This window comes from Pantoea sp. BRR-3P, from assembly GCF_039621635.1.
Taxonomy (GTDB): domain Bacteria; phylum Pseudomonadota; class Gammaproteobacteria; order Enterobacterales; family Enterobacteriaceae; genus Pantoea; species Pantoea floridensis.
Window position 1 is genome coordinate 2,842,600 of sequence record NZ_CP155066.1, and the last position, 23,240, is coordinate 2,865,839.

The 23,240-nt window shown below is 53.9% G+C and carries 24 protein-coding genes; 18 read left to right on the forward strand and 6 right to left on the reverse strand.

Annotated features, from left to right (window positions below; all coding sequences use genetic code 11):
* The 5 genes from lnt (at position 1) to AAGR08_RS13280 (ending at position 5,163) form a co-directional block, all read left to right on the forward strand.
* Positions 1-1,527, forward strand: coding sequence for an apolipoprotein N-acyltransferase (gene lnt, locus AAGR08_RS13260; RefSeq protein WP_345827085.1), 1,527 nt, complete (start codon positions 1-3; stop codon positions 1,525-1,527).
* A gap of 437 nt (positions 1,528-1,964) precedes the next feature.
* Positions 1,965-2,858: a glutamate/aspartate ABC transporter substrate-binding protein gene (locus tag AAGR08_RS13265; protein ID WP_097094584.1), complete on the forward strand. Its 894-nt coding sequence runs from the start codon at positions 1,965-1,967 to the stop codon at positions 2,856-2,858.
* Positions 2,859-3,019: 161 nt separating this feature from the next.
* On the forward strand, positions 3,020-3,760 hold the full coding sequence (locus tag AAGR08_RS13270; protein ID WP_097094585.1) for an amino acid ABC transporter permease: 741 nt from the start codon (positions 3,020-3,022) through the stop codon (positions 3,758-3,760).
* Entirely contained in the window at positions 3,760-4,437 is a 678-nt protein-coding gene (gene gltK, locus AAGR08_RS13275) for a glutamate/aspartate ABC transporter permease GltK (protein ID WP_097094586.1), read from the forward strand. Before AAGR08_RS13270 ends, gltK begins: the two co-directional genes overlap by 1 nt.
* Complete coding sequence (locus AAGR08_RS13280) at positions 4,438-5,163, forward strand: amino acid ABC transporter ATP-binding protein (protein WP_345827086.1); 726 nt, start codon at positions 4,438-4,440, stop codon at positions 5,161-5,163.
* An 85-nt stretch (positions 5,164-5,248) separates the two neighbouring features.
* Here AAGR08_RS13280 and AAGR08_RS13285 read toward each other — a convergent pair whose 3' ends face one another.
* Positions 5,249-5,731 (reverse strand): zinc ribbon-containing protein, encoded by a 483-nt coding sequence (locus AAGR08_RS13285; RefSeq protein WP_097094588.1) that lies wholly within the window; start codon positions 5,729-5,731, stop codon positions 5,249-5,251.
* Positions 5,732-5,953: 222 nt separating this feature from the next.
* Here AAGR08_RS13285 and leuS point away from each other — a divergent pair, with 222 nt between their 5' ends.
* From leuS to lipA, 13 genes are all read left to right on the forward strand, one after another.
* Positions 5,954-8,536 (forward strand): leucine--tRNA ligase, encoded by a 2,583-nt coding sequence (gene leuS / locus AAGR08_RS13290; RefSeq protein ID WP_345827087.1) that lies wholly within the window; start codon positions 5,954-5,956, stop codon positions 8,534-8,536.
* A 14-nt stretch (positions 8,537-8,550) separates the two neighbouring features.
* Positions 8,551-9,150, forward strand: coding sequence for an LPS assembly lipoprotein LptE (lptE, locus tag AAGR08_RS13295; protein WP_097094589.1), 600 nt, complete (start codon positions 8,551-8,553; stop codon positions 9,148-9,150).
* Positions 9,147-10,178, forward strand: coding sequence for a DNA polymerase III subunit delta (gene holA / locus AAGR08_RS13300; protein WP_097094590.1), 1,032 nt, complete (start codon positions 9,147-9,149; stop codon positions 10,176-10,178). The genes lptE and holA overlap by 4 nt, the downstream gene beginning before the upstream one ends.
* Positions 10,171-10,815, forward strand: coding sequence for a nicotinate-nucleotide adenylyltransferase (gene nadD, locus AAGR08_RS13305; protein ID WP_345827088.1), 645 nt, complete (start codon positions 10,171-10,173; stop codon positions 10,813-10,815). The genes holA and nadD overlap by 8 nt, the downstream gene beginning before the upstream one ends.
* A 91-nt stretch (positions 10,816-10,906) precedes the next feature.
* Positions 10,907-11,224: a ribosome silencing factor gene (rsfS, locus tag AAGR08_RS13310; protein WP_097094592.1), complete on the forward strand. Its 318-nt coding sequence runs from the start codon at positions 10,907-10,909 to the stop codon at positions 11,222-11,224.
* A gap of 3 nt (positions 11,225-11,227) precedes the next feature.
* On the forward strand, positions 11,228-11,698 hold the full coding sequence (gene rlmH, locus AAGR08_RS13315) for a 23S rRNA (pseudouridine(1915)-N(3))-methyltransferase RlmH (protein ID WP_097094593.1): 471 nt from the start codon (positions 11,228-11,230) through the stop codon (positions 11,696-11,698).
* Positions 11,699-11,731: 33 nt separating this feature from the next.
* Positions 11,732-13,636: a peptidoglycan DD-transpeptidase MrdA gene (mrdA, locus tag AAGR08_RS13320; RefSeq protein ID WP_345827089.1), complete on the forward strand. Its 1,905-nt coding sequence runs from the start codon at positions 11,732-11,734 to the stop codon at positions 13,634-13,636.
* An 8-nt stretch (positions 13,637-13,644) separates the two neighbouring features.
* The gene (mrdB, locus tag AAGR08_RS13325; RefSeq protein ID WP_097097572.1) at positions 13,645-14,757 is read left to right on the forward strand and encodes a peptidoglycan glycosyltransferase MrdB; all 1,113 of its coding nucleotides are present in this window, start codon (positions 13,645-13,647) and stop codon (positions 14,755-14,757) included.
* A gap of 10 nt (positions 14,758-14,767) precedes the next feature.
* Positions 14,768-15,850 (forward strand): endolytic peptidoglycan transglycosylase RlpA, encoded by a 1,083-nt coding sequence (rlpA, locus tag AAGR08_RS13330; protein WP_345827090.1) that lies wholly within the window; start codon positions 14,768-14,770, stop codon positions 15,848-15,850.
* A 117-nt stretch (positions 15,851-15,967) separates the two neighbouring features.
* Positions 15,968-17,179 (forward strand): D-alanyl-D-alanine carboxypeptidase DacA, encoded by a 1,212-nt coding sequence (gene dacA, locus AAGR08_RS13335; RefSeq protein WP_007890701.1) that lies wholly within the window; start codon positions 15,968-15,970, stop codon positions 17,177-17,179.
* A 97-nt stretch (positions 17,180-17,276) separates the two neighbouring features.
* A complete protein-coding gene (ybeD, locus tag AAGR08_RS13340; protein ID WP_097094596.1) occupies positions 17,277-17,540 on the forward strand; it encodes a DUF493 family protein YbeD in 264 nt (87 codons plus the stop codon).
* 69 nt (positions 17,541-17,609) lie between these two features.
* Positions 17,610-18,266, forward strand: coding sequence for a lipoyl(octanoyl) transferase LipB (gene lipB / locus AAGR08_RS13345; protein ID WP_345827091.1), 657 nt, complete (start codon positions 17,610-17,612; stop codon positions 18,264-18,266).
* 170 nt (positions 18,267-18,436) lie between these two features.
* Positions 18,437-19,402 (forward strand): lipoyl synthase, encoded by a 966-nt coding sequence (gene lipA, locus AAGR08_RS13350; protein ID WP_097094598.1) that lies wholly within the window; start codon positions 18,437-18,439, stop codon positions 19,400-19,402.
* 112 nt (positions 19,403-19,514) lie between these two features.
* Here the strand turns inward: lipA and tatE are convergent, their stop codons facing one another.
* From tatE to AAGR08_RS13375, 5 genes are all read right to left on the reverse strand, one after another.
* Positions 19,515-19,718: a twin-arginine translocase subunit TatE gene (gene tatE, locus AAGR08_RS13355; RefSeq protein ID WP_345827092.1), complete on the reverse strand. Its 204-nt coding sequence runs from the start codon at positions 19,716-19,718 to the stop codon at positions 19,515-19,517.
* Between the two features lie 97 nt (positions 19,719-19,815).
* Complete coding sequence (locus AAGR08_RS13360) at positions 19,816-20,586, reverse strand: amino acid ABC transporter ATP-binding protein (protein ID WP_097094600.1); 771 nt, start codon at positions 20,584-20,586, stop codon at positions 19,816-19,818.
* A complete protein-coding gene (locus tag AAGR08_RS13365) occupies positions 20,583-21,542 on the reverse strand; it encodes an amino acid ABC transporter permease (protein WP_345827093.1) in 960 nt (319 codons plus the stop codon). The genes AAGR08_RS13360 and AAGR08_RS13365 overlap by 4 nt, the downstream gene beginning before the upstream one ends.
* Positions 21,539-22,426 carry an ABC transporter substrate-binding protein gene (locus AAGR08_RS13370; protein WP_345827094.1) on the reverse strand — a complete coding sequence of 296 codons (888 nt, stop codon included), beginning with the start codon at positions 22,424-22,426 and terminating at the stop codon, positions 21,539-21,541. The genes AAGR08_RS13365 and AAGR08_RS13370 overlap by 4 nt, the downstream gene beginning before the upstream one ends.
* Positions 22,427-22,444: 18 nt before the next feature.
* Entirely contained in the window at positions 22,445-23,239 is a 795-nt protein-coding gene (locus AAGR08_RS13375; RefSeq protein WP_097094602.1) for a deaminated glutathione amidase, read from the reverse strand.
* Position 23,240 lies beyond the last annotated feature (1 nt).

The window sequence follows — 23,240 nt, forward strand, 5'->3', positions numbered from 1 at the left end:
ATGGCTTTAGCCTCTCTATACTCGCAGCAGCGGGTTCGACTGCTGCTGGCGTTAATAATGGGTGCCATTGGCACCCTTTCCTTTTCCCCTTACGATTTCTGGCCTGCTGCAATAATTTCGCTATTTGGCCTGCAGCTTGTGTTGCTGGAGCGTCGTACTCCGCAGGCGGCGGCGATCGGCTTCGCCTGGGGCTTTGGGCTGTTTGGCAGCGGCATCAATTGGGTGTACGTCAGTATCGCCACCTTTGGCGGCATGCCGGGCCCGGTCAATATCTTCCTGGTGATCCTGCTGGCGGCGTATTTGTCGCTTTATCCGCTATTATTCGCCACTCTGCTCAACCGCTTCTGGCCACGCGCTTCGCTATGGCGTTTGGCGCTAGCGGCGCCGGCGTTATGGCAAATTAGCGAATTCCTGCGCGGTTGGGTGCTTACCGGCTTTCCATGGCTGCAGTTCGGCTACAGCCAGATCAATGGACCGCTAAAAGGTTTAGCACCGTTGGCCGGGGTGGAAACCATCACCCTCCTGATGATGGTCATCGCGGGGCTGCTGGTGCATGCATTACATCATCGTAAGGTAAAAAGTCTGGTTGCCGCCGCGCTACTGCTGGTGCTGCCCTTGCCGTTGCGTATGGTGCAGTGGTACCAACCGCTGCCGGAGCGCAGCGTTGATGTCGCGATGGTGCAAGGCAACATACCGCAGTCAATGAAGTGGGATCCCCAGCAGTTGCTTAACACGCTGCGCGTTTATACCTCCTCCAGCCAGCCGTTTATGGGCAAGGCTCCCATCATTATCTGGCCTGAATCGGCAATTACCGATTTAGAGAGCAATCAGCAGCCGTTTCTGCAGGCGCTGGATGCAGAACTGCGCGCGCGCGGCAGTTCGCTGATTACGGGTATCGTGGATTCTCGCGTGGAAGGCGATAATCGCTATCACGATTACAACTCAGTGATTGTGCTGGGTGGTGAACAACCTTATAGCTATCAAAGCCAGAACCGCTATCAGAAAAACCATCTGGTACCGTTTGGTGAATTTGTTCCGCTGGAAGATCTGCTGCGTCCGCTGGCCCCGTTCTTCGATCTCCCGATGTCTTCCTTTAGCCGTGGCGCCTACGTTCAACCGCAGCTGAAGGTGTCGGGTTATAACCTGACCAGCGCCATCTGCTATGAAATCGTGCTGGGAGAACAGGTGCGAGCCAACTTCCGTCCGGATACCAATTTCCTGCTCACGGTCTCCAACGATGCCTGGTTCGGCCATTCGATCGGGCCATGGCAGCATTTCCAGATGGCGCGTATGCGTGCGCTGGAACTGGGACGTCCGCTGCTGCGATCAACCAACAATGGCGTTACCGCAGTGGTAAACGCCAACGGCGAAGTGGAGAAGGAGCTGCCGCAGTTCACGCGTCAAGTGCTGGAAGCCAAAGTGACGCCAACCAGCGGCGAAACGCCGTATGCCAAAGCAGGTATCTGGCCGGTGTGGATTCTGACATTAATCGGTATTGTGCTGGCGATTCTCCGTCGTCATCGCTAACGCGAGCCCCTCTCCAAACAGGCGAAGTGAATACTTCGCCTTTTTTATACGCTGCTTTCTCTTCCCTGCGCTGTGCTTTTCCCGATTCTCTGCTGCCTTTTTACACTTATTCATCGTACTGGCACGATCATTGCTATTTATTTCAGTGATTTTCGCAAACATCGGCTTTTGTCAGCGTAATGCAACTTTTACGCACTACTTTAAGGCAATTGCGCGCACTGCATTGGCGCAACCGTGGATTTTTGCCTTTTATTGGTGCGGAGCGGCTCGCAAAAAAGAAACTTTTTTGTTTCATTGCGTTAACAATTCGCTATGTTAATCACTATCCTGCGCGCAGTTGCGCTATGGGATAACTAAAAAAGCAGCACGAAATACACACAACATCACAATCTGCGCAGTTTATGTTCTGCGCGACATCCATACGAAGGAGTTGGAACATGCAGATACGCAAAGTGGCATTATCTCTTTTGCTGTTGGGAGCAGCAGCGGGAGCGGCCCAGGCGGAAGATCTCACCGGTACCCTGAAAAAAATCAATGATAGCGGCGTGATCGTCGTTGGGCATCGTGAGTCATCAGTTCCCTTTTCTTACTATGACAACCAGCAAAAAGTGGTTGGCTATTCACAGGATTATTCCAACGCTATCGTGGCTGCCATTAAGGCCAAGCTGAATAAACCCGATTTGCAGATCAAAATGCTGCCGATTACTTCACAAAACCGTATCCCACTGTTGCAGAACGGGACGTATGATTTTGAATGTGGCTCGACAACCAACAACCTGGAGCGCCAACAGCAAGCGGCATTCTCTGACACCGTATTCATCATCGGCACGCGTCTGCTGGTGAAGAAAGGCGGGGACATCAAAGATTTCGCTGACCTGAAAGGCAAAACCGTTGTTGTCACCTCCGGTACCACCTCTGAAATTCTGCTGCACAAGCTGAACGACGAGAAGAAAATGGATATGCGCATCATCAGCGCCAAAGACCATGGCGACTCTTTCCGTACGCTGGAAACCGGTCGTGCCGTGGCCTTTATGATGGATGACGCGCTGCTGGCGGGTGAACGAGCTAAAGCCAAGAAGCCGGATAACTGGGATATCGTTGGTACACCGCAATCGAAAGAAGCCTACGGCTGCATGCTGCGTAAAGAAGATCCGCAGTTCAAACAGCTGATGGATGAAACCATCGCCAAAGCGCAAACCTCAGGCGAAGCGTCAAAATGGTTTGAAACCTGGTTCAAACAGCCGATTCCACCGAAGAATCTGAACCTCAACTTCGAATTGTCTCCAGATATGCAGGCCCTGTTCAAAGCACCGAACGATAAAGCACTCTGAATTAACAACGACAACAAGGGCAGCCCCGCTGCCCTCTCGATTGCTGAACATGCGGTGCGGACAGACAGACTGTAACAGGCCGTTCCCCTGAAGCAGGATGCAAGACACCGCTCAACAATCTTATGGGTAGCCTCGCTACCCTTTTTTTACCGGAGCTCGTTATGGGTATCGATTGGAACTGGGGCATTTTTTTAGAGCAGGCTCCGTTCGGCAATACGACTTACCTTGGCTGGCTGTGGTCCGGATTTCAGGTCACCATTGCGGTGTCCTGCTGTGCCTGGATTATCGCCTTCCTGGTAGGTTCCCTCTTTGGCATTCTGCGTACCGTGCCCAACCGCCTGTTGGCGACGATTGGTACCTGCTACGTGGAGCTGTTTCGTAACATTCCGCTGATCGTACAATTCTTCTTCTGGTATCTGGTGGCACCTGAACTGGTGGGAGAAAAGCTCGGCATGTGGTTTAAGTCTGAGCTGGATCCGAACATTCAGTTCTTCCTCTCCTCCACTATTTGTCTTGGCTTGTTCACTGCGGCCCGCGTTTGTGAGCAGGTACGTGCGGCCATTCAGTCACTGCCGCGTGGCCAGAAAAATGCTGGCTTAGCGATGGGTCTAACGCTGCCGCAAACCTACCGCTATGTGCTGCTACCGAATGCTTATCGCGTCATTGTGCCGCCGATGACGTCGGAGATGCTCAACCTGGTAAAAAACTCGGCGATCGCCTCAACCATCGGTCTGGTGGATATGGCCGCGCAGGCGGGCAAGCTGCTGGATTATTCCGCGCATGCGTATGAATCCTTTACGGCCATCACCCTGGCATATGTGGGCATTAACCTGGTCATCATGCTGATTATGAGTTTGGTTGAGCGCAAAATCCGCCTGCCTGGCAACATGGGAGGCAAATAATGTACGAATTTGACTGGAGTTCGATTGGTCCCAGCCTGCCTTACTTATGGAATGGGTTGATCATTACCTTCAAGATCACCGCAATCGCCGTCGTGTTTGGCATTATCTGGGGCACGATTCTGGCGGTGATGCGCTTATCGCCAATTGCGCCGGTGCGCTGGTTTGCCAAGCTGTACGTCAACCTGTTCCGCTCCGTACCGTTGGTGATGGTGCTGCTATGGTTCTATTTGGTTGTCCCTGCGTTCCTGCAGCAGGTGCTGGGCTTATCGCCTAAATCGGATATCCGCCTGATTTCAGCCATGGTGGCATTTGCACTGTTTGAGGCCGCGTACTACTCGGAGATCATCCGTGCCGGTATTCAGAGTATCGCGCGCGGCCAATCCAACGCCGCATTGGCGCTGGGCATGACGCATTGGCAATCAATGAAGCTCATCATCCTGCCGCAGGCGTTTCGCGCCATGGTGCCGCTGCTGCTGACACAGGGCATTGTGCTGTTTCAGGATACGTCGCTGGTGTATGTGTTGAGCCTGGCCGACTTCTTCCGTACCGCCTCAACCATCGGTGAGCGTGACGGAACCCAGGTTGAAATGATTTTGTTTGCCGGTTTGGTCTACTTCGTGATCAGCCTGAGCGCTTCGCTGTTGGTTAGCTATCTGAAAAGAAAAAGGACGGTTTAAATGATTAGCCTGAAAAATGTTTCTAAGTGGTATGGGCACTTTCAGGTGCTGACCGACTGCTCCACTGAAGTGAAAAAAGGTGAAGTGGTGGTGGTCTGCGGTCCGTCTGGCTCAGGAAAATCAACGCTGATTAAAACCGTAAACGGTCTGGAGCCGATTCAAAAGGGCAGCATTGAGGTAACTGGCATCGAGGTGAACAACAAAAAAACCAACCTCGCGCAATTACGTAGCAAAGTGGGCATGGTGTTTCAGCACTTCGAGCTGTTCCCGCATCTGAGCATCCTTGAGAACCTGACGCTGGCACAGGTGAAAGTGTTGAAGCGCGACAAGACAGCATCGCGTGAGAAAGCGCAAAGCCTGCTGAAGCGCGTAGGACTCTCTGCGCATGCCGATAAGTTCCCGGGCCAGCTTTCGGGTGGTCAGCAACAGCGTGTGGCCATCGCACGTGCGTTATGCATGGATCCCGTCGCGATGTTGTTTGATGAACCCACCTCGGCGCTCGATCCAGAAATGATCAACGAAGTGCTAGACGTCATGGTTGAGTTGGCTCACGAAGGGATGACCATGATGGTGGTGACCCATGAAATGGGCTTCGCGCGTAAGGTTGCCAACCGGGTGATCTTTATGGATGAAGGGAAAATTATTGAAGACACGAATAAAGATGACTTCTTTAACAACCCACAATCTGACCGTGCAAAAGACTTCCTGGCGAAGATACTGCACTGATTAGCGCAATAAATTGCGCCGCTACGGTATGTGCGCGTATCCGCAGCGGCGCGATTCATCGCGCGGGGTTTATTCATTCACACAATCAGGGTTCAAACGGCTGACGCTGAAACTGGTCGTGGCCACACTCTGGGCAGCGCGTTAAACTTTCTGGCGTATAAATTGCCCGCGTGAAGCCGCACTTCTCACACACCAGATTCCCCAACCCCACCACTTCACCGCTCTGGTAGACGCCGTGATGGCGTAAATCCTGAAACACCTCACGCCACTCCAGCTGACTTTTATCGGTGATATCCGCCAACTCCTTCCACAGGCTTTCACGGATCACGCGCAAAAACACCGAATCGCCCACCACATCGGAAGACTCCTGATAGCTCAGCGCAAACTCGTGTAAATCACGCCGCACCGCGCGCATCACTTCATTGACCTCAGCCGGCGAGAGCGTTTTTTTCGCCAGCAATGTTTGCCGCGCCTCAGCCACTAACGCATCAACATCGCGTTCGCCATGGTCCAGTCGCTGGGATAATGCTTCAATCGTTGCACGGTATTCCTGCGCCACGTTATTCATTTTATTCTCCTTTCCGCTGCGGATACTGCTGTTAAGTTTAGCTGTTTTGTCATATTTGCATTGCCAGCTGCAGTAGAAATCACAAAAGGGTGAAAGCGGTGGCGCATTCAGGAGAAATCATGCTGGTAGGGGCGCGAAAAGTTGTTGAGGGGCAACCTTATGGGTATGCTATGCGGATCTAAAAGTATGCTTCGCGATTTTCACAAAGGACCACAGGCAGCCATGCAAGAGCAATACCGCCCGGAAGAGATAGAAACCCGCGTCCAACAACACTGGGACGAAAACGAAACCTTTAAAGTGACCGAGCAGGAAGGCAAAGAGAAGTACTACTGCCTTTCCATGCTGCCCTATCCTTCTGGCCGCCTACACATGGGCCACGTGCGTAACTACACCATTGGCGATGTGATTGCGCGCTATCAGCGTATGCTCGGCAAAAACGTGCTGCAGCCAATCGGTTGGGATGCGTTTGGTCTGCCAGCAGAAGGTGCCGCAGTGAAAAACAACACTGCGCCTGCGCCGTGGACATACGACAACATCGCATACATGAAGAACCAGCTTAAATTGCTGGGCTTTGGCTATGACTGGAGCCGTGAACTGGCAACCTGTCAGCCAGAATACTATCGCTGGGAGCAGTGGTTCTTCACCAGGCTGTATGAAAAAGGCATGGTCTATAAAAAGACTTCAGCCGTGAACTGGTGTCCGAACGATCAGACCGTACTGGCCAACGAACAGGTTATTGATGGCTGCTGCTGGCGCTGTGACACCAAAGTTGAGCGCAAAGAAATTCCACAGTGGTTCGTCAAAATCACTGCCTATGCGGAAGAACTGCTGAACGATCTCGACAATCTTGAAGATTGGCCAGAGCAGGTCAAAACCATGCAGCGCAACTGGATTGGCCGCTCTGAAGGCGTAGAGATCACCTTCGACGTCGCCAACAGTGCTGAGAAGCTGACAGTTTACACCACGCGTCCTGACACCTTTATGGGGGCGACTTACGTCGCTGTCGCCGCCGGTCATCCGCTGGCACAGCAGGCTGCCGCCACCAATCCTGGCCTGGCTGAGTTCATCGACGAATGCCGCACCACCAAAGTGGCCGAAGCCGACATGGCAACGATGGAGAAGAAAGGCGTAGCCACCGGCCTGTTTGCCATCCATCCGCTGACCGGTGAAGAAATTCCGGTTTGGGTAGCCAACTTCGTACTGATGGAGTACGGCACTGGCGCAGTCATGGCGGTTCCAGGCCACGATCAGCGCGACTGGGAATTTGCCACTAAATACAATCTGAACATCAAGCCAGTGATCCTGAATCTGGACGGTTCAGAGCCAGATATCAGCACCGCAGCAATGACCGAAAAAGGTTCTCTGTTCAACTCTGGTGAATACAACGGCTTGGATCATCAGGCAGGCTTCAACGCTATTGCTGATGCGCTGGCCGCAAAAGGTGTGGGCGTGCGTAAGGTAAATTACCGTCTGCGCGACTGGGGTGTTTCTCGTCAGCGTTACTGGGGCGCGCCAATTCCAATGGTGACGCTGGAAGATGGCACCGTAATGCCAACGCCAGAAGATCAGCTGCCGGTCATCCTGCCAGAAGACGTGGTCATGGATGGCATCACCAGCCCGATTAAAGCCGATCCTGAGTGGGCAAAAACCACCGTTAACGGCCAGCCAGCGCTGCGTGAAACCGACACCTTTGACACCTTTATGGAGTCATCGTGGTATTACGCGCGTTACACCTGCACAAACTACCACGAAGGCATGCTGGATCCGGCGGCGGCAAACTATTGGCTGCCGGTCGATCAGTATGTTGGCGGTATCGAACACGCCATCATGCATCTGTTGTACTTCCGCTTCTATCACAAACTGCTGCGTGATGCAGGCCTGGTCAACTCGGATGAGCCAGCCAAACGCCTGCTGTGCCAGGGTATGGTGCTGGCTGATGCGTTCTATTATCACGGCGTGAATGGCGAGCGTAACTGGGTTTCTCCGGTTGACGTCACCGTTGAGCGTGATGAGAAAGGCCGCATCATAAAAGCCACCGATACCGAAGGCCGTGAGGTGGTTTACGCTGGTATGAGTAAAATGTCGAAGTCGAAAAACAACGGCATCGATCCACAGCTGATGGTTGAGCGCTACGGTGCAGATACCGTTCGCCTGTTCATGATGTTTGCTTCTCCAGCAGAGATGACGCTGGAGTGGCAGGAATCAGGCGTTGAAGGGGCTAACCGCTTCCTGAAGCGCGTGTGGAAACTGGCTTACGAGCACGTTGCCAAAGGCGCGACCGTGGCGCTCGATGTCAACAGCCTGAATGACGATCAGAAAGCACTGCGCCGCGATCTGCACAAAACTATCGCTAAAGTGGCGGATGATGTGGGTCGTCGTCAGACGTTTAATACCGCTATCGCCGCCATCATGGAGCTGATGAATAAGCTGATTCGTGCCCCGCAGGAAGGCGAGCAGGATCGTGCACTGTTGCAGGAAGCGCTGATGGCTGTAACGCGTCTGCTCTATCCGTTCACCCCGCACGCTAGCTACGTATTGTGGCAGGCACTTGGCGGCGAAGGCAGCATTGATGAAGCCAGCTGGCCGGTGGCTGATGAAGCGGCCATGGTGGAAGATTCTCTGCTGGTCGTGGTGCAGGTGAATGGCAAAGTGCGCGGTAAGATTACCGTTGCAACGGATGCCACGCAGGAACAGGTGCAGGCGCGCGCTGCGCAGGAGCATTTGGTGGCGAAATATCTGGATGGCGTCACCATTCGTAAAGTGATTTATGTCCCTGGCAAACTGCTTAACCTGGTCGTGGGTTAAGTTCAGGAGGAACTGTGCGACAACTGATTATCAGGCTGTTTGTCCTGCTTGCGGTAATGATTACCGCAGGCTGTGGTTTTCACCCGCGCGGCACCACATCGGTGCCGGCCGAGATGAAAACACTCATCGTCCAAAGTGGCGACCCGTATGGTCCACTGTCACGTGCCGTGCGCCAGCAGCTACGCATCAACAATGTGAACATCATTGAAGACAGCAAAGCGGCCAGCGCTAAGTACCCAACGCTGCGCCTGGGTGCGGAAGGCCAGGGACGTGATACCGCATCGGTGTTTATCAGCGGAACCACCGCGGAATACTCACTGGTGATGACGGTAACCGCCCAGGTTCTGCTGCCGGGTAAAGGAATCTATCCAATCAGCACTACCGTGTATCGTTCTTTCTTCGACAACCCGAACGCCGCATTGGCCAAGGATGCGGAGCAGGACATGATTGTGCAGGAGATGCGCCAGCGCGCGGCCGAGCAGCTAGTACGTAAATTGCTTACCGTTCACGCCGCGCAGGAAAGCAACAAAGAGACCTTACCGCAGCCTGAGACGATTGCACCGGGAGAGAATTCACCGGAAGTGTCTTCTTCGTCAGCTACCAGTCTGCAATGATCAGGATTTATCCTGAACAACTGAGCGCGCAGCTTCGTGAGGGGCTGCGCGCCTGTTATTTTCTCACCGGTAATGAACCGCTGCTGATTCAGGAAAGCGCCGATGCTATCCGCGCAACAGCCACCGCGCAGGGGTTTGAAGAACATTTTAGCGTCACCGTGGATGCGCAAACTGACTGGGATGCCCTTTTTGTCAGCTGCCAGTCACTTAGCCTTTTTACCCAACGCCAAACCTTAACGCTGCAACTGCCAGAAAATGGGCCAAACGCGGCCATTGCTGACCAGCTGATAAAACTGGCTACGCTACTGCACAGCGACATTCTGCTAGTGCTTCGCATGGCGAAGTTGACCAAAGCCCAGGAGAACAGCGCCTGGTTCAAAGCACTGAGTGCACAGTCAGTGTTAGTTCCCTGTCAGACGCCGGAACAAGCTCAGCTGCCGCGTTGGGTCGCCGGCCGCGCCAGGGCGATGAAACTCAACGTTGATGACGCCGCCATTCAGCTGCTCTGCTACTGCTATGAAGGCAATCTGCTGGCGCTGGCGCAGGCGTTAGAGCGCCTGTCGCTGCTGTGGCCAGATGGCAAACTGACGTTGCCGCGCGTAGAAGCCGCCGTTAACGACGCTGCGCACTTTACGCCATTCCACTGGGTTGATGCATTGCTGGCGGGTAAAAGCAAACGTGCCCTGCACATCCTGCATCAGCTGGAAAAAGAGGACAGCGAAGTGGTGATTCTGCTGCGTACGCTGCAACGCGACTTGCTCACGTTGCTCCATCTGCAGCGTAATCAGGCTAAACAAGCACTGCGCACGTTAATGGACCAGCAGCGTATTTGGCAAAATCGCCGCGCACTGTTTACCGAAGCACTGCAGCGCCTTGATGCGCGCCGTCTACAACGCGTGGTCCATCTGCTGGCAGAACTGGAGCTGAGCATGAAGCAGGATTACGGGCAAAATCTCTGGCCGCAGCTTGAGACCTTGTCGCTGCTGCTCTGTCATCGCGATTTCCCCATAAGCTTTACCGATGTCTAAACTTTACGCCCTCTTTGGCGGCACTTTCGATCCCATTCATTATGGCCATCTGCGCCCGGTAGAAGCGCTGGCGCAACAGGTGGGCCTGAAAAAAGTCACGCTGCTGCCAAATAATGTGCCACCCCATCGCCCGCAGCCCGAAGCCAGTGCCCAGCAGCGCGTGGCAATGTTGCGCTGTGCTATCGCCGATCGTCCGCTGTTTGAGATTGATACGCGCGAACTGGAACGTGACACGCCCTCATGGACGGTCGCCACGTTGGAAGCATTGCGTGCCGAGCGCGGCGCAGAACAGCCCCTCGCGTTTATCATTGGTCAGGATTCTCTGCTAACGTTAGCCAAATGGCATCGCTGGCAAGATCTGCTGTCGCTGTGTCATTTACTGGTGTGTAAACGTCCCGGCTATGCGACGCAGATGGATACACCAGAGATGCAGCGCTGGCTTGATGAGCATCTTGCCGATGACGTGCAGCAGCTGCATCACTCATCCGCTGGACGGATTTGGCTGGCCGATACGCCGCTGCTCAATATCTCCGCCACAGAGATCCGTCAGCGCCGCCACGCGGGTGCCTCGTGCGCTGATTTGCTGCCTGATGCAGTCATCGACTATATCGATAGCGTTGGCTTATATCGCGGTTGATCGCAGCATGCTATACTGCGCCGCTTCATTTTCGGCTACTTTTTTCCAATCGCTAGCCCGTCCGTAATCACCTGTTTTTAAGGGGAACCTTTTGCAAGGTAAAACACTCCAAGACTTCGTTATTGATAAGATTGATGATCTCAAAGGCCAGGACATCATTGCTATCGATGTTCAAGGCAAATCCAGCATCACCGATTGCATGATTATTTGCACCGGCACCTCGACGCGTCACGTCTCCTCAATCGCCGATCACGTGGTGCAGGAATCACGCGCTGCGGGCCTGAAACCGCTAGGTGTAGACAGTAAAACGGCCTCCGATTGGGTGGTGGTTGACCTCGGTGACGTGATTGTACACGTGATGGAAGCAGAGAGCCGCCAGCTGTATGAGCTGGAAAAACTCTGGAGTTAAGCCTTGAAACTGCAGCTTGTGGCCGTCGGCACCAAAATGCCCGACTGGGTTCAGACCGGTTTCATGGAATATCTGCGCCGCTTCCCCAAAGATATGCCGTTTGAATTGATAGAAGTCACTGCCGGTAAACGCGGCAAGAACGCAGATATCAAACGCATTCTGGAAAAAGAGGGTGAAGCGATGCTGGCCGCCGTAGGTAAAGGAAATCGCATCGTCACGCTGGATATTCCAGGAAAACCGTGGGAAACGCCGCAGCTGGCGCAGCAGCTCGAACGCTGGAAGCAGGATGGTCGTGATGTCAGCCTGTTGATCGGCGGTCCGGAAGGCCTGGCGCCCGCATGCAAAGCCGCTGCCGAACAAAGCTGGTCGCTTTCCGCACTCACGTTGCCACATCCGTTGGTGCGTGTGCTGGTAGCAGAAAGCCTGTATCGTGCGTGGAGCATCACCACGAATCATCCTTATCATCGTGAATAAACGCCTGACAACCCCAGACAAAAAATGTAGCGGATGAAATTACAGAGCAACGCCTTTCGCGATTACACTGCCGAACAGAAACTTTTTGTCCGCCGAGCGTTGGTGGCCTTCTTTGGCATTCTGCTGCTCTCCAGCATACTGGTGGTCAATCTGTACCACCTGCAAATCCTGCGCTTTGACGACTACAGTACGCGTTCGAATGAAAACCGCATCAAACTGGTGCCGGTTGCGCCCAGCCGCGGCATTATTTTCGATCGGAATGGCGTGCCGTTGGCGTTGAACCGCACTATCTACCAGGCTGAACTGATGCCGGAAAAGGTCGAAAACCTGAAGCAGACCTTACAGGATCTGCGACCGGTACTGGATCTGACCGATGACGACATTGATGCCTTTGAAAAAGAGCGCAAACGCTCGCGTCGCTTTACCTCAATTCCGGTAAAAATCGGTTTGAACGAGGTGCAGGTAGCACGTTTCGCCGTCAATCAATACCGTTTTCCTGGCGTGGAAGTGAAAGGCTATCAACGCCGCTACTATCCTTACGGCCAGACGCTGACCCATGTGGTCGGCTATGTATCTAAAATCAACGATCGTGATGTGACGCGTCTCGATCAGGAAGGAAAATGGCCAAACTATGCGGCAACGCATGATATCGGCAAGCTCGGCATTGAGAATTACTACGAAGATGTGCTGCACGGCAAAACCGGCTACGAAGAGGTTGAGGTTAACAACCGTGGCCGCGTGATCCGTCAGCTGCACGAGCAGTCGCCGCAGGCCGGACGCGATATTTATCTGACGGTAGACCTCAAGCTGCAACAGTACATCGAAACGTTACTGACCGGCAGCCGCGCGGCGGTGGTGGTGAGCGACCCACGTACCGGCGAAATCCTCGCGTTAGTATCAACGCCCAGCTATGACCCGAACCTGTTTGTCGACGGCATCACCAGCAAAGATTATAAAGCGCTGCTAAGCGACGAAAACCGTCCGCTGTATAACCGTGCGCTGCAGGCCTCCTATCCACCGGCTTCCACCGTTAAACCTTACGTTGCCGTCTCGGCGTTAAGCGCGGGCGTCATTAATCGCAATACCAGCCTGTTCGATCCCGGCTGGTGGCAGTTGCCGGGTTCGGAAAAGCGCTACCGTGACTGGAAAAAATGGGGTCATGGCCGTCTGAACGTGACGAAATCGCTAGAAGAGTCAGCGGATACCTTCTTCTATCAGGTCGCATATGACATGGGCATCGATCGCCTTTCAGAATGGATGACCAAGTTCGGTTACGGCCATCGTACCGGTATCGATCTGCCGCAGGAGAGCGCGGGCAACATGCCGACGCGTGAATGGAAACTTAAGCGTTTCAAAAAACCCTGGTATCAGGGTGACACCATTCCCGTTGGCATCGGTCAGGGTTACTGGACCGCCACGCCGATACAGATGAACAAAGCGATGATGATTCTGATTAACGATGGCGTGATTAAGGTGCCGCATCTGCTGCGCGCCACTCGTGAAGGGCAGACCATGGTGCCTTATCGCCAGCCGCCGGATGCGCCGATTGGCGACATTCACTCTGGCTACTGGGAAATTGCTAAAGATGGTATGTATGGCGTCGCAAACCGCGCCAACGGAACGGCGCATAAAAGCTTTGCCGATGCGCCGTATAAAATCGCCGCCAAGTCCGGTACAGCGCAGGTCTTCGGCCTGAAAGAGAATGAGACCTATAACGCACACAAGATTGCTGAACGTTTACGCGACCACAAATTGATGACGGCTTTCGCACCGTACGATAAGCCGCGCGTGGCGGTCACTATGATTCTGGAAAACGGCGGTGCGGGCCCGGCAGTGGGCACCGTGATGCGCCAGATTCTCGACCACATTATGTTAGGCGACAATAATACCGTGCTGCCAGAAGCCACACCGACGCCGCCCGGCTACGAAGGTGAATAAAGATGTCCATGAACGATAATCCGCAGAAAAGGTCGATCTGGACGCGTATCCATATTGACCCGTTATTTATGCTGATCATTCTCAGCCTGCTGGCCTATAGCGCCGTCGTCATCTGGAGCGCCAGCGGACAGGACCCGGGCATGACTGAGCGCAAGTTCGGACAAATAGCCATGGGTATTGTGATCATGCTGGTGCTGGCACAGGTGCCGCCACGCGTCTATGAAAGCTGGGCGCCCTACCTCTACATTGTCTGCGTGATTTTGCTGGTCGCGGTCGATGCCTTTGGCCATATCAGTAAAGGCGCGCAGCGCTGGCTCGATCTCGGTTTCGTGCGTTTTCAGCCCTCGGAAATTGCCAAGATTGCCGTGCCGCTGATGGTGGCGCGCTTTATCAACCGCGATGTGTGCCCGCCAACGCTGAAAAATACCGGCATCGCACTGGTGCTGATTTTCATGCCCACGCTGCTGGTGGCGGCGCAACCTGACCTCGGCACCTCGATTCTGATCGCCGCATCCGGTCTGTTTGTACTGTTCTTATCCGGTATGAGCTGGAAGCTGATTGGCGTGGCAGTGCTATTAGTGGCGGCTTTCATCCCCATTCTGTGGTTCTTCCTGATGCATGATTATCAACGTGACCGCGTGATGATGCTGCTGGATCCGGAAAGCGATCCGCTTGGCGCTGGTTACCACATCATTCAGTCGAAAATTGCCATCGGCTCGGGCGGCCTGCGCGGTAAGGGCTGGCTACACGGTACGCAGTCTCAGCTCGAGTTCCTGCCTGAGCGCCATACCGACTTCATCTTTGCGGTGTTAGCGGAAGAGCTCGGCCTGGTTGGCGTATTGTTATTGCTGGTACTCTATTTGCTGCTGATCATGCGCGGCCTGATTATCGCCGCTCGCGCGCAAACGACCTTTGGCCGCGTAATGGCTGGCGGTTTGATGCTGATTTTATTCGTTTATGTTTTCGTTAACATTGGCATGGTAAGTGGTATCTTACCGGTGGTTGGCGTACCGCTGCCGCTGGTGAGTTACGGCGGATCGGCATTGATTGTGTTAATGGCTGGGTTTGGCATCGTGATGTCGATCCATACTCATCGAAAAATGTTATCTAAAAGCGTTTAAGAGGCTGCACATGCGTAAGGACTGGCTTGGGGTTGCACTGGCATCATTGGTACTGGCTGCCTGTTCCACACCGGAACCGCAGAATAACACTGCGCCGCCGCAACCGGCCTATAACGGCCCGGTGGTGGAAATCCCCGGCGTAGAACCGCGTTATGAACCGATCAATCCTTCTACCAGCCAGGATTACAGCGTCAATGGTAAAAGTTACCGCGTGATTAAGGATCCGTCGAACTACAGCGAAGTGGGTTTGGCGGCCTGGTATGGCGATGAAGCACAAGGTAATCGCACCGCTATCGGTGAATCTTACGACCCTGAAGCAATGACCGCCGCGCATCCCACGCTGCCACTGCCAAGCTATGTGCGCGTGACCAACCTCGCTAACGGCCGCCAAATTGTGGTGCGGGTTAACGATCGGGGTCCTTACACGCCGGGACGTATTATTGACCTGTCGCGAGCCGCAGGCGATCGCCTGAATATTTCCAACAACACCCGCGTGCGCGTTGATTACATTAAAGTGGCACCCGATGGTTCCGTCTCCGGGCCCGGAACCATTGGCACTACCGTTGCCAAACAGAGCTATGCCCTGCCCGCTCGTCCAGACCTGGGTGGCGGCATGGTCATGACCGGTGGCAGTGCCCCCGCGCCTGCACCGCAAGATGTACGCCCCGTGGATAACAGTACGCTGCAAAGTAATGGCAACATGGGCGCCCCCGTGCAGAGCAGTGGTTTTCTTGGCGCACCGCAGCCCTTAGCCAACGGCGTGCTGGAAGGCAGCGAACCGCCACCAGCGGCACCGGTTCCCTCGTCACCAGCAGCAGCAAGTGCCGCACCCGCCAGCAGCCAAAATGCCCATGCAGGCAGCGGCTATGTGGTGCAGGTTGGTGCCATTAACGATGCCACGCGTGCGCGTCAGCTGGCGGATAGCCTGGGCAAACGCTTTGGCGTACCGGGTGCAGTTGAAGCCAATGGCAACGTCTATCGCATCCAGCTTGGTGGCTTTAAAAGCCGCGCCGATGCAGTTGCGTTGCAGCAGCGCCTGAACACGGAAGCGCAAATGAGCTCATTTATTACCACTGCCCGTCCTTCGATGTAACGGACAGTGACATTTCCTGCTGAAACTGATTTGCAAAGCAAGATGTCGCCCGATCGGACGTTTGCTATAGTTAGGCACTTTTTTCACTCTAAACCCACGGATGTTGTAGTCCTGAACATGAATACGCTGAAACCTTCTCGTTTTCTGAAACGCCTGACAGTGGGATCACTGATCGCCCTTTCTCTCAGCCACGTCGCTTTTGCGGACGATGTGAACCTTAAGACTATGATTCCGGGCGTGCCGGACATTGATGCCGAAGCTTATGTGCTGATCGACTATAACTCCGGTAAAGTGCTGGCCGAAAAGAACGCGGATGCACGTCGCGATCCGGCGAGCCTGACCAAAATGATGACCAGCTACGTGATTGGTCAGGCGGTCAAGGCGGGCAAAATCCATAACGATGACATCGTTACCGTGGGAAAAGATGCCTGGGCTACCGGTAATCCCGTATTCAAAGGTTCATCGCTGATGTTCCTCAAACCGGGCGATCGCGTACCGGTTTCACAGCTGACGCGCGGTATCGTGCTGCAGTCGGGGAACGATGCCTGCGTAGCCATGGCTGACTACGTCGCAGGTAGCCAGGATGCATTCGTCAACCTAATGAACAACTACGTTGGTGCGCTGGGCCTGAAAAACACCCACTTCCAGACCGTGCATGGTTTGGATGCAGAAGGCCAATATAGCTCGCCGCGCGATATGGCGCTGATCGGTCAGGCGCTGATCCGTGACGTACCGGATGAGTATGCGGTTTACCGTGAAAAAGATTTCACCTTCAATAATATCCGCCAGACCAACCGTAATGGTTTGTTGTGGGATACCAGCCTGAACGTTGATGGCATCAAAACCGGTCATACAGATGCAGCAGGCTACAACCTGGTGGCCTCTGCAACAGAAGGCCAGATGCGTTTGATCTCAGCGGTAATGGGCGGCCGTACCTATAAAGGTCGTGAAACCGAAAGTAAAAAACTGCTGACATGGGGCTTCCGCTTCTTCGAAACGGTGGCGCCACTGAAAGCAGGCAAAGAGTTCGCCTCTGAACCGGTTTGGTTTGGTAATAGCGATCGTGTGCAGCTCGGCGTGGAAAAAGATGCCTATCTGACCATCCCGCGTGGCCGCATGAAAGATCTGAAAGCCAGCTATGTGCTGAACAACACCGAACTGCACGCACCGCTGCAGAAAAATCAGGTGGTTGGCAGCATCAACTTCCAGCTTGATGGCAAAACCGTTGAGCAGCGTCCGTTGGTGGTGTTGAACGAAGTACAGGAAGGCGGTTTCTTCGGCCGCATTATTGATTACATCAAATTAATGTTCCATCACTGGTTCGGCTAAGGCGCGCTTGAAAAAACGCCAATTTGCCCCCAAATAAGTTACTATCTTTGCTCCCGCCCCGGCGGGAGCCTGTTTTTTTAAGCACCGGAGTGAATCTATGAAAACCAAATTGAATGAACTGCTCGAATTCCCTACCCCTTTTACCTATAAAGTGATGGGTTTGGCGCAGCCGGAGCTGGTTGATCAAGTGGTTGAAGTGGTGCAGCGCCACGCGCCAGGCGATTACAAACCTGACGTTAAACCAAGCAGCAAAGGCAACTATCACTCAGTGTCGATTACCATCACCGCCACCCACATTGAGCAAGTTGAAACCTTGTACGAAGAGCTGGGCAATATCGAAATCGTGCGTATGGTGCTGTAATTCTGGCGCTGGCAAAGTCCACTTTGCCAGCGTTATACTCTGCCCTCCACTCTCTATCGGATCTTCGCTTTGTCAGCTAATACGCTTCTTGTTCGTCAACTCGGCCAGCGCGATTGGCAACCCATCTCAGATGCGATGCATCACTTCACCGATCGGCGCGACAGCACCACGGCCGATGAAATTTGGCTGGTTGAGCATCATCCCGTGTTTACTCAAGGCCAGGCAGGCAAAGCGGAACATTTGCTGATGCCGGGCGATATTCCGGTGGTACAAAGCGATCGTGGCGGCCAGGTCACCTATCACGGGCCAGGCCAACAGGTGATGTATGTGCTGATTGACGTGAAACGCCGCAAGATGGGCGTACGTGAATTAGTGACAGCGTTAGAAGAGACGGTAATTGCGACGCTGGCCGACTATGGCATTAACGCTCGTGCTCGCGCGGATGCGCCGGGCGTGTATGTTGGCGATGACAAGATTTGCTCGCTCGGTCTGCGCATTCGCAAAGGCTGCTCATTTCATGGTTTGGCGCTCAATGTGGCGATGGATTTAGCCCCCTTCTTACGCATCAATCCCTGCGGATATGCGGGCATGCAGATGACGCAACTCAGCCAGTTCCAGCCAGGCGTTACGCCCGCAGATGTACAGCCGCCACTGGTCGCGCATTTTGCGCGTTTAACCGGATTTAGCCAGCTGGAATGGCGCAGTGAGGACGCGATTCAACCTTGACTGTACGTGCGAATTTACAAAATTGTAACTTTTGCACCGGCTAATCGGCTGCTTATGAGCAGACGAGATGATATAATTTTTGCCATATTTTCAAAAAAAGTTGAAAGCCTGGTTCTCAGTTTGAGTGAGGAAGCTTTCAAATCGCAATCCCGACCGGAACCTGCAGATTTATGAGTAAACCAATTCAGATGGAACGTGGCGTCAAGTATCGCGATGCCGACAAAATGGCGCTCATCCCGGTGAAAACCGTGGTGGTTGAGCGTGAAGAAATTCTGCGTAAGCCGGAATGGATGAAGATCAAACTGCCTGCGGATTCAAGCCGCATTCAGGGCATCAAAGCCGCGATGCGTAAAAATGGTCTGCACTCGGTGTGCGAAGAAGCCTCTTGCCCTAACCTCGCAGAGTGTTTTAACCACGGTACCGCAACCTTTATGATTCTCGGCGCAATCTGTACCCGTCGCTGCCCCTTCTGCGATGTGGCACATGGCCGTCCAAATATGCCGGATGCCAACGAACCGCTGAAACTGGCACAAACCATCGCCGATATGGCGCTGCGTTATGTGGTTATCACGTCTGTGGATCGTGATGACCTGCGTGACGGCGGTGCACAGCACTTTGCCGACTGCATCACGGCCATTCGCGAAAAAAGCCCAACCATCAAAATTGAAACGCTGGTGCCTGACTTCCGTGGTCGTATGGATCGTGCGCTGGAAATTCTTAATGCCACGCCACCGGATGTGTTCAACCACAACCTGGAAAACGTACCGCGCGTTTACCGTCAGGTACGCCCTGGTGCGAACTATGATTGGTCACTGAAATTGCTGGAGCGTTTTAAAGAAGCGCATCCGGAAATTCCAACCAAATCAGGTTTGATGGTTGGCCTTGGCGAAACGAATGCCGAAATCATTGAAGTGATGCGCGATTTGCGTCGCCACGGCGTCACTATGCTGACGCTGGGACAGTATTTGCAGCCAAGCCGTCATCACTTGCCCGTGCAACGTTATGTCAGTCCAGCTGAGTTTGACGAGATGAAAGAAGAAGCGATGGCGATGGGCTTCACCCATGCGGCCTGCGGCCCGTTTGTACGCTCTTCGTATCACGCTGACATGCAGGCAAAAGGCCTGGAAGTGAAATAATATTGCGTCTTCAAAACGCGCTATGAGATAAAAAACAAAAACCAGACTGGCAACAGCCTGGTTTTTTATCAACGTAATAAATACTTACACTTATTGACCTTCAGCGCAGTAATTACTCTTTGTGGCTTACCCGATCGGCGGGCACTTCTTCAGCGCTACTTTTGGATGCGCCGGATTCATCATCTTTCATGGCTTTTTTAAAGCCTTTGATTGCGGAACCCAGATCGCCACCCAGTGAACGTAACTTGTTGGTGCCAAAAAGCAGTACGATGAGCGCACCGATGATCAGCAGTTTGGCAATACTGATACCTTCCATAATTTACCTTTCAACCATTGTGAAAAACGGACCTGCCTATTAACGCGCAGTTTATAGCCGGCCTCAACTGCAATCTGTAACAGAGTGAGACCACGGGCTAGATAAAGCGGCTGAGAAAGGCCTGCGTCCGCGGATGCTGTGGATTGCCAATCACCTGTTCTGGCGCGCCCTGCTCCACCACCACGCCGCCATCCATAAATACCACACGATCGGCTGCTTCACGCGCAAAACCAATTTCATGCGTGACCACAATCATGGTTAGGCCTTGATCGGCTAAGGTCCGCATGGTGGCTAGCACTTCGCCAACCAACTCAGGATCGAGCGCCGAGGTGGGCTCATCAAATAGCATCAGCGCCGGTTTTATCGCCAGCGCACGAGCAATGGCCACGCGCTGCTGCTGCCCGCCTGAAAGATGACGCGGCCAGGCATCCGCTTTATCACTCAGTCCCACCGTAGCGAGCAGTTCGCGTGCATGCTTTAGCGCGTCTTGCCGTGGAAACTTGTGCACGCCAATCGGCGCCTCAATGATATTTTGCAGCACCGTCATATGCGGATAGAGATTGAACTGCTGAAATACCATGCCAATTTTCTGACGCTGATGCGCAATTTTACGCGCCGATAAACGGTGCAAGATGCCACGTTTAAGTTCGTAACCGATCTGATCCTCACCAACCATGATCGAACCGGCATTCATGTCCTCCAGATGGTTAATGCAGCGCAGGAAAGTCGATTTACCCGAACCTGACGGCCCCAGAATCACCACCACTTCGCCAGGAAACACATCGAGATCAATGCCTTTCAGCACTTCATTATCGCCATAACTCTTCTGCACATTACGTGCTCGCACCAGCGGCTGAACCTGATTCATACATCCTCCTTCAACCGCTGTGCGACGGCCGGGGTTTGATCGTTTGCCACGCTGCGGCGTTTATTCATCACTCTGCGCGTAGTGCCGCGTGCGTAGTAACGTTCAATCGCGGATTGGCCCACGTTGAGAATAGAGGTGATAAACAGATACCAAATCACCGCCACCATCAGCATCGGGATAATTTCAAAGGTGCGGTTATAGACAGCCTGCACCGAATACAGCAGATCGCCCATGGCGATCACGCTCACCAGCGACGTGGCTTTGATCATGCTGATCAGCTGATTGCCCGTCGGTGGAATAATCGAACGCATCGCCTGTGGGATAATGACCCGGCGTAACGCACGGCTGCGGCTCATGCCAAACGCCTGCGTGGTTTCCACCTGACCGTTATCCACTGATAGCAAGCCCGCGCGAATGATTTCGGCCATGTACGCCGCTTCATTGAGCGCCAGCCCGGCAATCGCGGCGGTGAGTGGCGTAATCAGATCGTTGGTGTTCCAGCTGGCAAAGGTGATATCCGTCCAGGGAACACTGATTGAAAGTGTAGGAAATAGCGTCGACAGGTTGTACCAGAAAATCAGTTGCACCAGCAGCGGCGTACCGCGGAAAAACCAGATATAGAGCGACGCTATGCCACTCAGCAATCTGTTTTCCGATAGTCGCCAGACACCGAGTAACAATCCCAGTAGCGTGCCGAGAATCATCGACACCACCGTCAAGCCAAGCGTGACCTGAAGCCCCTTCATTACCGAACCTTCGGTAAACCACTGCAGCACCACTTTCCATTCGAAATTGGGGTTAGTCGCCACCAGCCAGAGGAAATCAGCGGCGATAACCAGCACCACAATCCATGAGATCCAGCGCCCATACGTGGGTGCACTGCGGGCGAAAGCCACATCGCGCTGCTGCACGTCGGCCTTATCCCTGGCTCGCGAATTGTTGGTGATGAGACTCATTTTGCTGCCCCTTGCGCCAGATTACGACCTGGTTGCTGTAATACGTTACCGTCTAGTTTCCACTTCTTCATGATCGCCGCGTAAGTGCCGTTGCTAAACAGCTCTTTGTACGCGTCCAGTACCACGTTCCCCAGTTCCGAACCTTTCGGCATCACGGTGCCCTGGAAAATATCGCCAAAGCCGTTTTTCTTGCCTTTGCCCGATAATTCCAGTTGACCGTTAGCCTGCTCGATAAAGTAAGTCAGCGGCGCCTGTGATGAGAAGAACGCATCGGAACGTTTAGACCGAACGGCTAAAATCGACGAAGGCTGATCGGTAAACGATTGCACGACCACTGCCGGTTTACCCGCCGCAACACAGGCATCTGACTGCTTGCGAATCACCTGTTCAGCTGAACCGGCTGCCATTACCGCAATGCGCTTGCCGCAGGTATCTTCCAGCCCGTTGATCTTTGACGGATTACCTTTCTGTACGCCAAACACCACAAACTCCTGCACAAAATCGATAAAGTCGACCTTCTGCTGACGATCCGGATAATCACCAATGGGGCCAATCGCCATTTGATAGCGGCCAGAATTGATGCCGGTGAGCACACCGGATAGCCCGCTCACGGTTGCATGCTCTATCTTCACGCCCAACAGCTGCGCCAGCGCTTCGGTCAGATCGGCGGATGCGCCGTCCATTGTGTGCGGCCCATTAACGATTTCATACGGAGGAAAAGATCCGTTATTTACTGAGATCATCTTTCCACTGCGCTTAATTTCCGCTGGCAGGCGATCGTGCAGTGCCTGATCCATTTTTTGCGCAGGAATAGCCTCCGCGGCCTGAGCGAAACAGGCCGTCAGACCTAATGAAAGCGCGATGGCGGTAGCAAAAGTTTTCATCAGTCGATTCCCCAGCATTCAAAGTGGTTTAAGTTCAGGACGCGCAAAACAGCGATTTTCCAGCACCGGCAGCACACTGCGCGCATAGGCGATGCGCTGTGGATCGAGATCGGCAAACACCAGTGCGGCCGATTCAGGTGCTTTGGCTATCGCTACGCCGAGGGGATCGATCACCAGGCTGTTACCGATATTGCGTGGACCACATTCGCCCACCGCCACCATGTAACAGGTATTTTCCAGCGCCCGCGCTGTGGTCAGTAACTCCCAATGCATCTCTTTCAGCGGGCCTTTCACCCACGCGGCCGGCAGCACCAACACCTCGGCGCCATCCAGCACTAAACGGCGCGCCAGCTCCGGGAAGCGCACGTCATAACAGGTCATCAGGCCCACTTTCATGCCGGCTACTTCGACCAGCGGCGGAATTTCTCGTCCGGGGTTAACACGCTGTGACTCCTGCATGGCAAAAGCATCGTACAGATGCAGCTTGACGTACTTTGCGATGATTTCACCGTTGCGGATGGCGATCAGCACGTTGAGCGCTTTCTCTCCTTCGGTCGGCACATGCACGCTCATCATGGTGGTGAGCATGTTGCCTTTGCTGACAGCCAGCAGCTGCGTAACGAAAGGACCATCAAGCGGCTGCGCGGCTTTCAGTACCAGATCGGGATCGGCGATATCGCGCGCCAGCACGCCCTCTGGCAGTACCAGCAGATCCGCGCCACCCGCCAGCGCCTTATTCATCAATCCGATGCAAATATCGGTGTTTTCTTGCCATTCACGGCTGACGGCAAATTGCCCCATTGCGACTTTCATG

Bases quoted from the DNA above. Each gene is read 5' to 3' on its own strand.
- gltK (WP_097094586.1), top strand. From the start codon at position 3,760: ATGTACGAATTTGACTGGAGTTCGATTGGTCCCAGCCTGCCTTACTTA.
- ybeD (WP_097094596.1), top strand. From the start codon at position 17,277: ATGAAAACCAAATTGAATGAACTGCTCGAATTCCCTACCCCTTTTACC.
- AAGR08_RS13360 (WP_097094600.1), bottom strand. From the start codon at position 20,586: ATGAATCAGGTTCAGCCGCTGGTGCGAGCACGTAATGTGCAGAAGAGT.
- tatE (WP_345827092.1), bottom strand. From the start codon at position 19,718: ATGGAAGGTATCAGTATTGCCAAACTGCTGATCATCGGTGCGCTCATC.
- rlpA (WP_345827090.1), top strand. From the start codon at position 14,768: ATGCGTAAGGACTGGCTTGGGGTTGCACTGGCATCATTGGTACTGGCT.
- mrdB (WP_097097572.1), top strand. From the start codon at position 13,645: ATGAACGATAATCCGCAGAAAAGGTCGATCTGGACGCGTATCCATATT.
- holA (WP_097094590.1), top strand. From the start codon at position 9,147: ATGATCAGGATTTATCCTGAACAACTGAGCGCGCAGCTTCGTGAGGGG.
- leuS (WP_345827087.1), top strand. From the start codon at position 5,954: ATGCAAGAGCAATACCGCCCGGAAGAGATAGAAACCCGCGTCCAACAA.
- AAGR08_RS13270 (WP_097094585.1), top strand. From the start codon at position 3,020: ATGGGTATCGATTGGAACTGGGGCATTTTTTTAGAGCAGGCTCCGTTC.
- AAGR08_RS13365 (WP_345827093.1), bottom strand. From the start codon at position 21,542: ATGAGTCTCATCACCAACAATTCGCGAGCCAGGGATAAGGCCGACGTG.
- AAGR08_RS13265 (WP_097094584.1), top strand. From the start codon at position 1,965: ATGCAGATACGCAAAGTGGCATTATCTCTTTTGCTGTTGGGAGCAGCA.
- nadD (WP_345827088.1), top strand. From the start codon at position 10,171: ATGTCTAAACTTTACGCCCTCTTTGGCGGCACTTTCGATCCCATTCAT.
- AAGR08_RS13370 (WP_345827094.1), bottom strand. From the start codon at position 22,426: ATGAAAACTTTTGCTACCGCCATCGCGCTTTCATTAGGTCTGACGGCC.
- lipA (WP_097094598.1), top strand. From the start codon at position 18,437: ATGAGTAAACCAATTCAGATGGAACGTGGCGTCAAGTATCGCGATGCC.
- dacA (WP_007890701.1), top strand. From the start codon at position 15,968: ATGAATACGCTGAAACCTTCTCGTTTTCTGAAACGCCTGACAGTGGGA.
- mrdA (WP_345827089.1), top strand. From the start codon at position 11,732: ATGAAATTACAGAGCAACGCCTTTCGCGATTACACTGCCGAACAGAAA.
- AAGR08_RS13375 (WP_097094602.1), bottom strand. From the start codon at position 23,239: ATGAAAGTCGCAATGGGGCAATTTGCCGTCAGCCGTGAATGGCAAGAA.
- AAGR08_RS13285 (WP_097094588.1), bottom strand. From the start codon at position 5,731: ATGAATAACGTGGCGCAGGAATACCGTGCAACGATTGAAGCATTATCC.
- AAGR08_RS13280 (WP_345827086.1), top strand. From the start codon at position 4,438: ATGATTAGCCTGAAAAATGTTTCTAAGTGGTATGGGCACTTTCAGGTG.
- lnt (WP_345827085.1), top strand. From the start codon at position 1: ATGGCTTTAGCCTCTCTATACTCGCAGCAGCGGGTTCGACTGCTGCTG.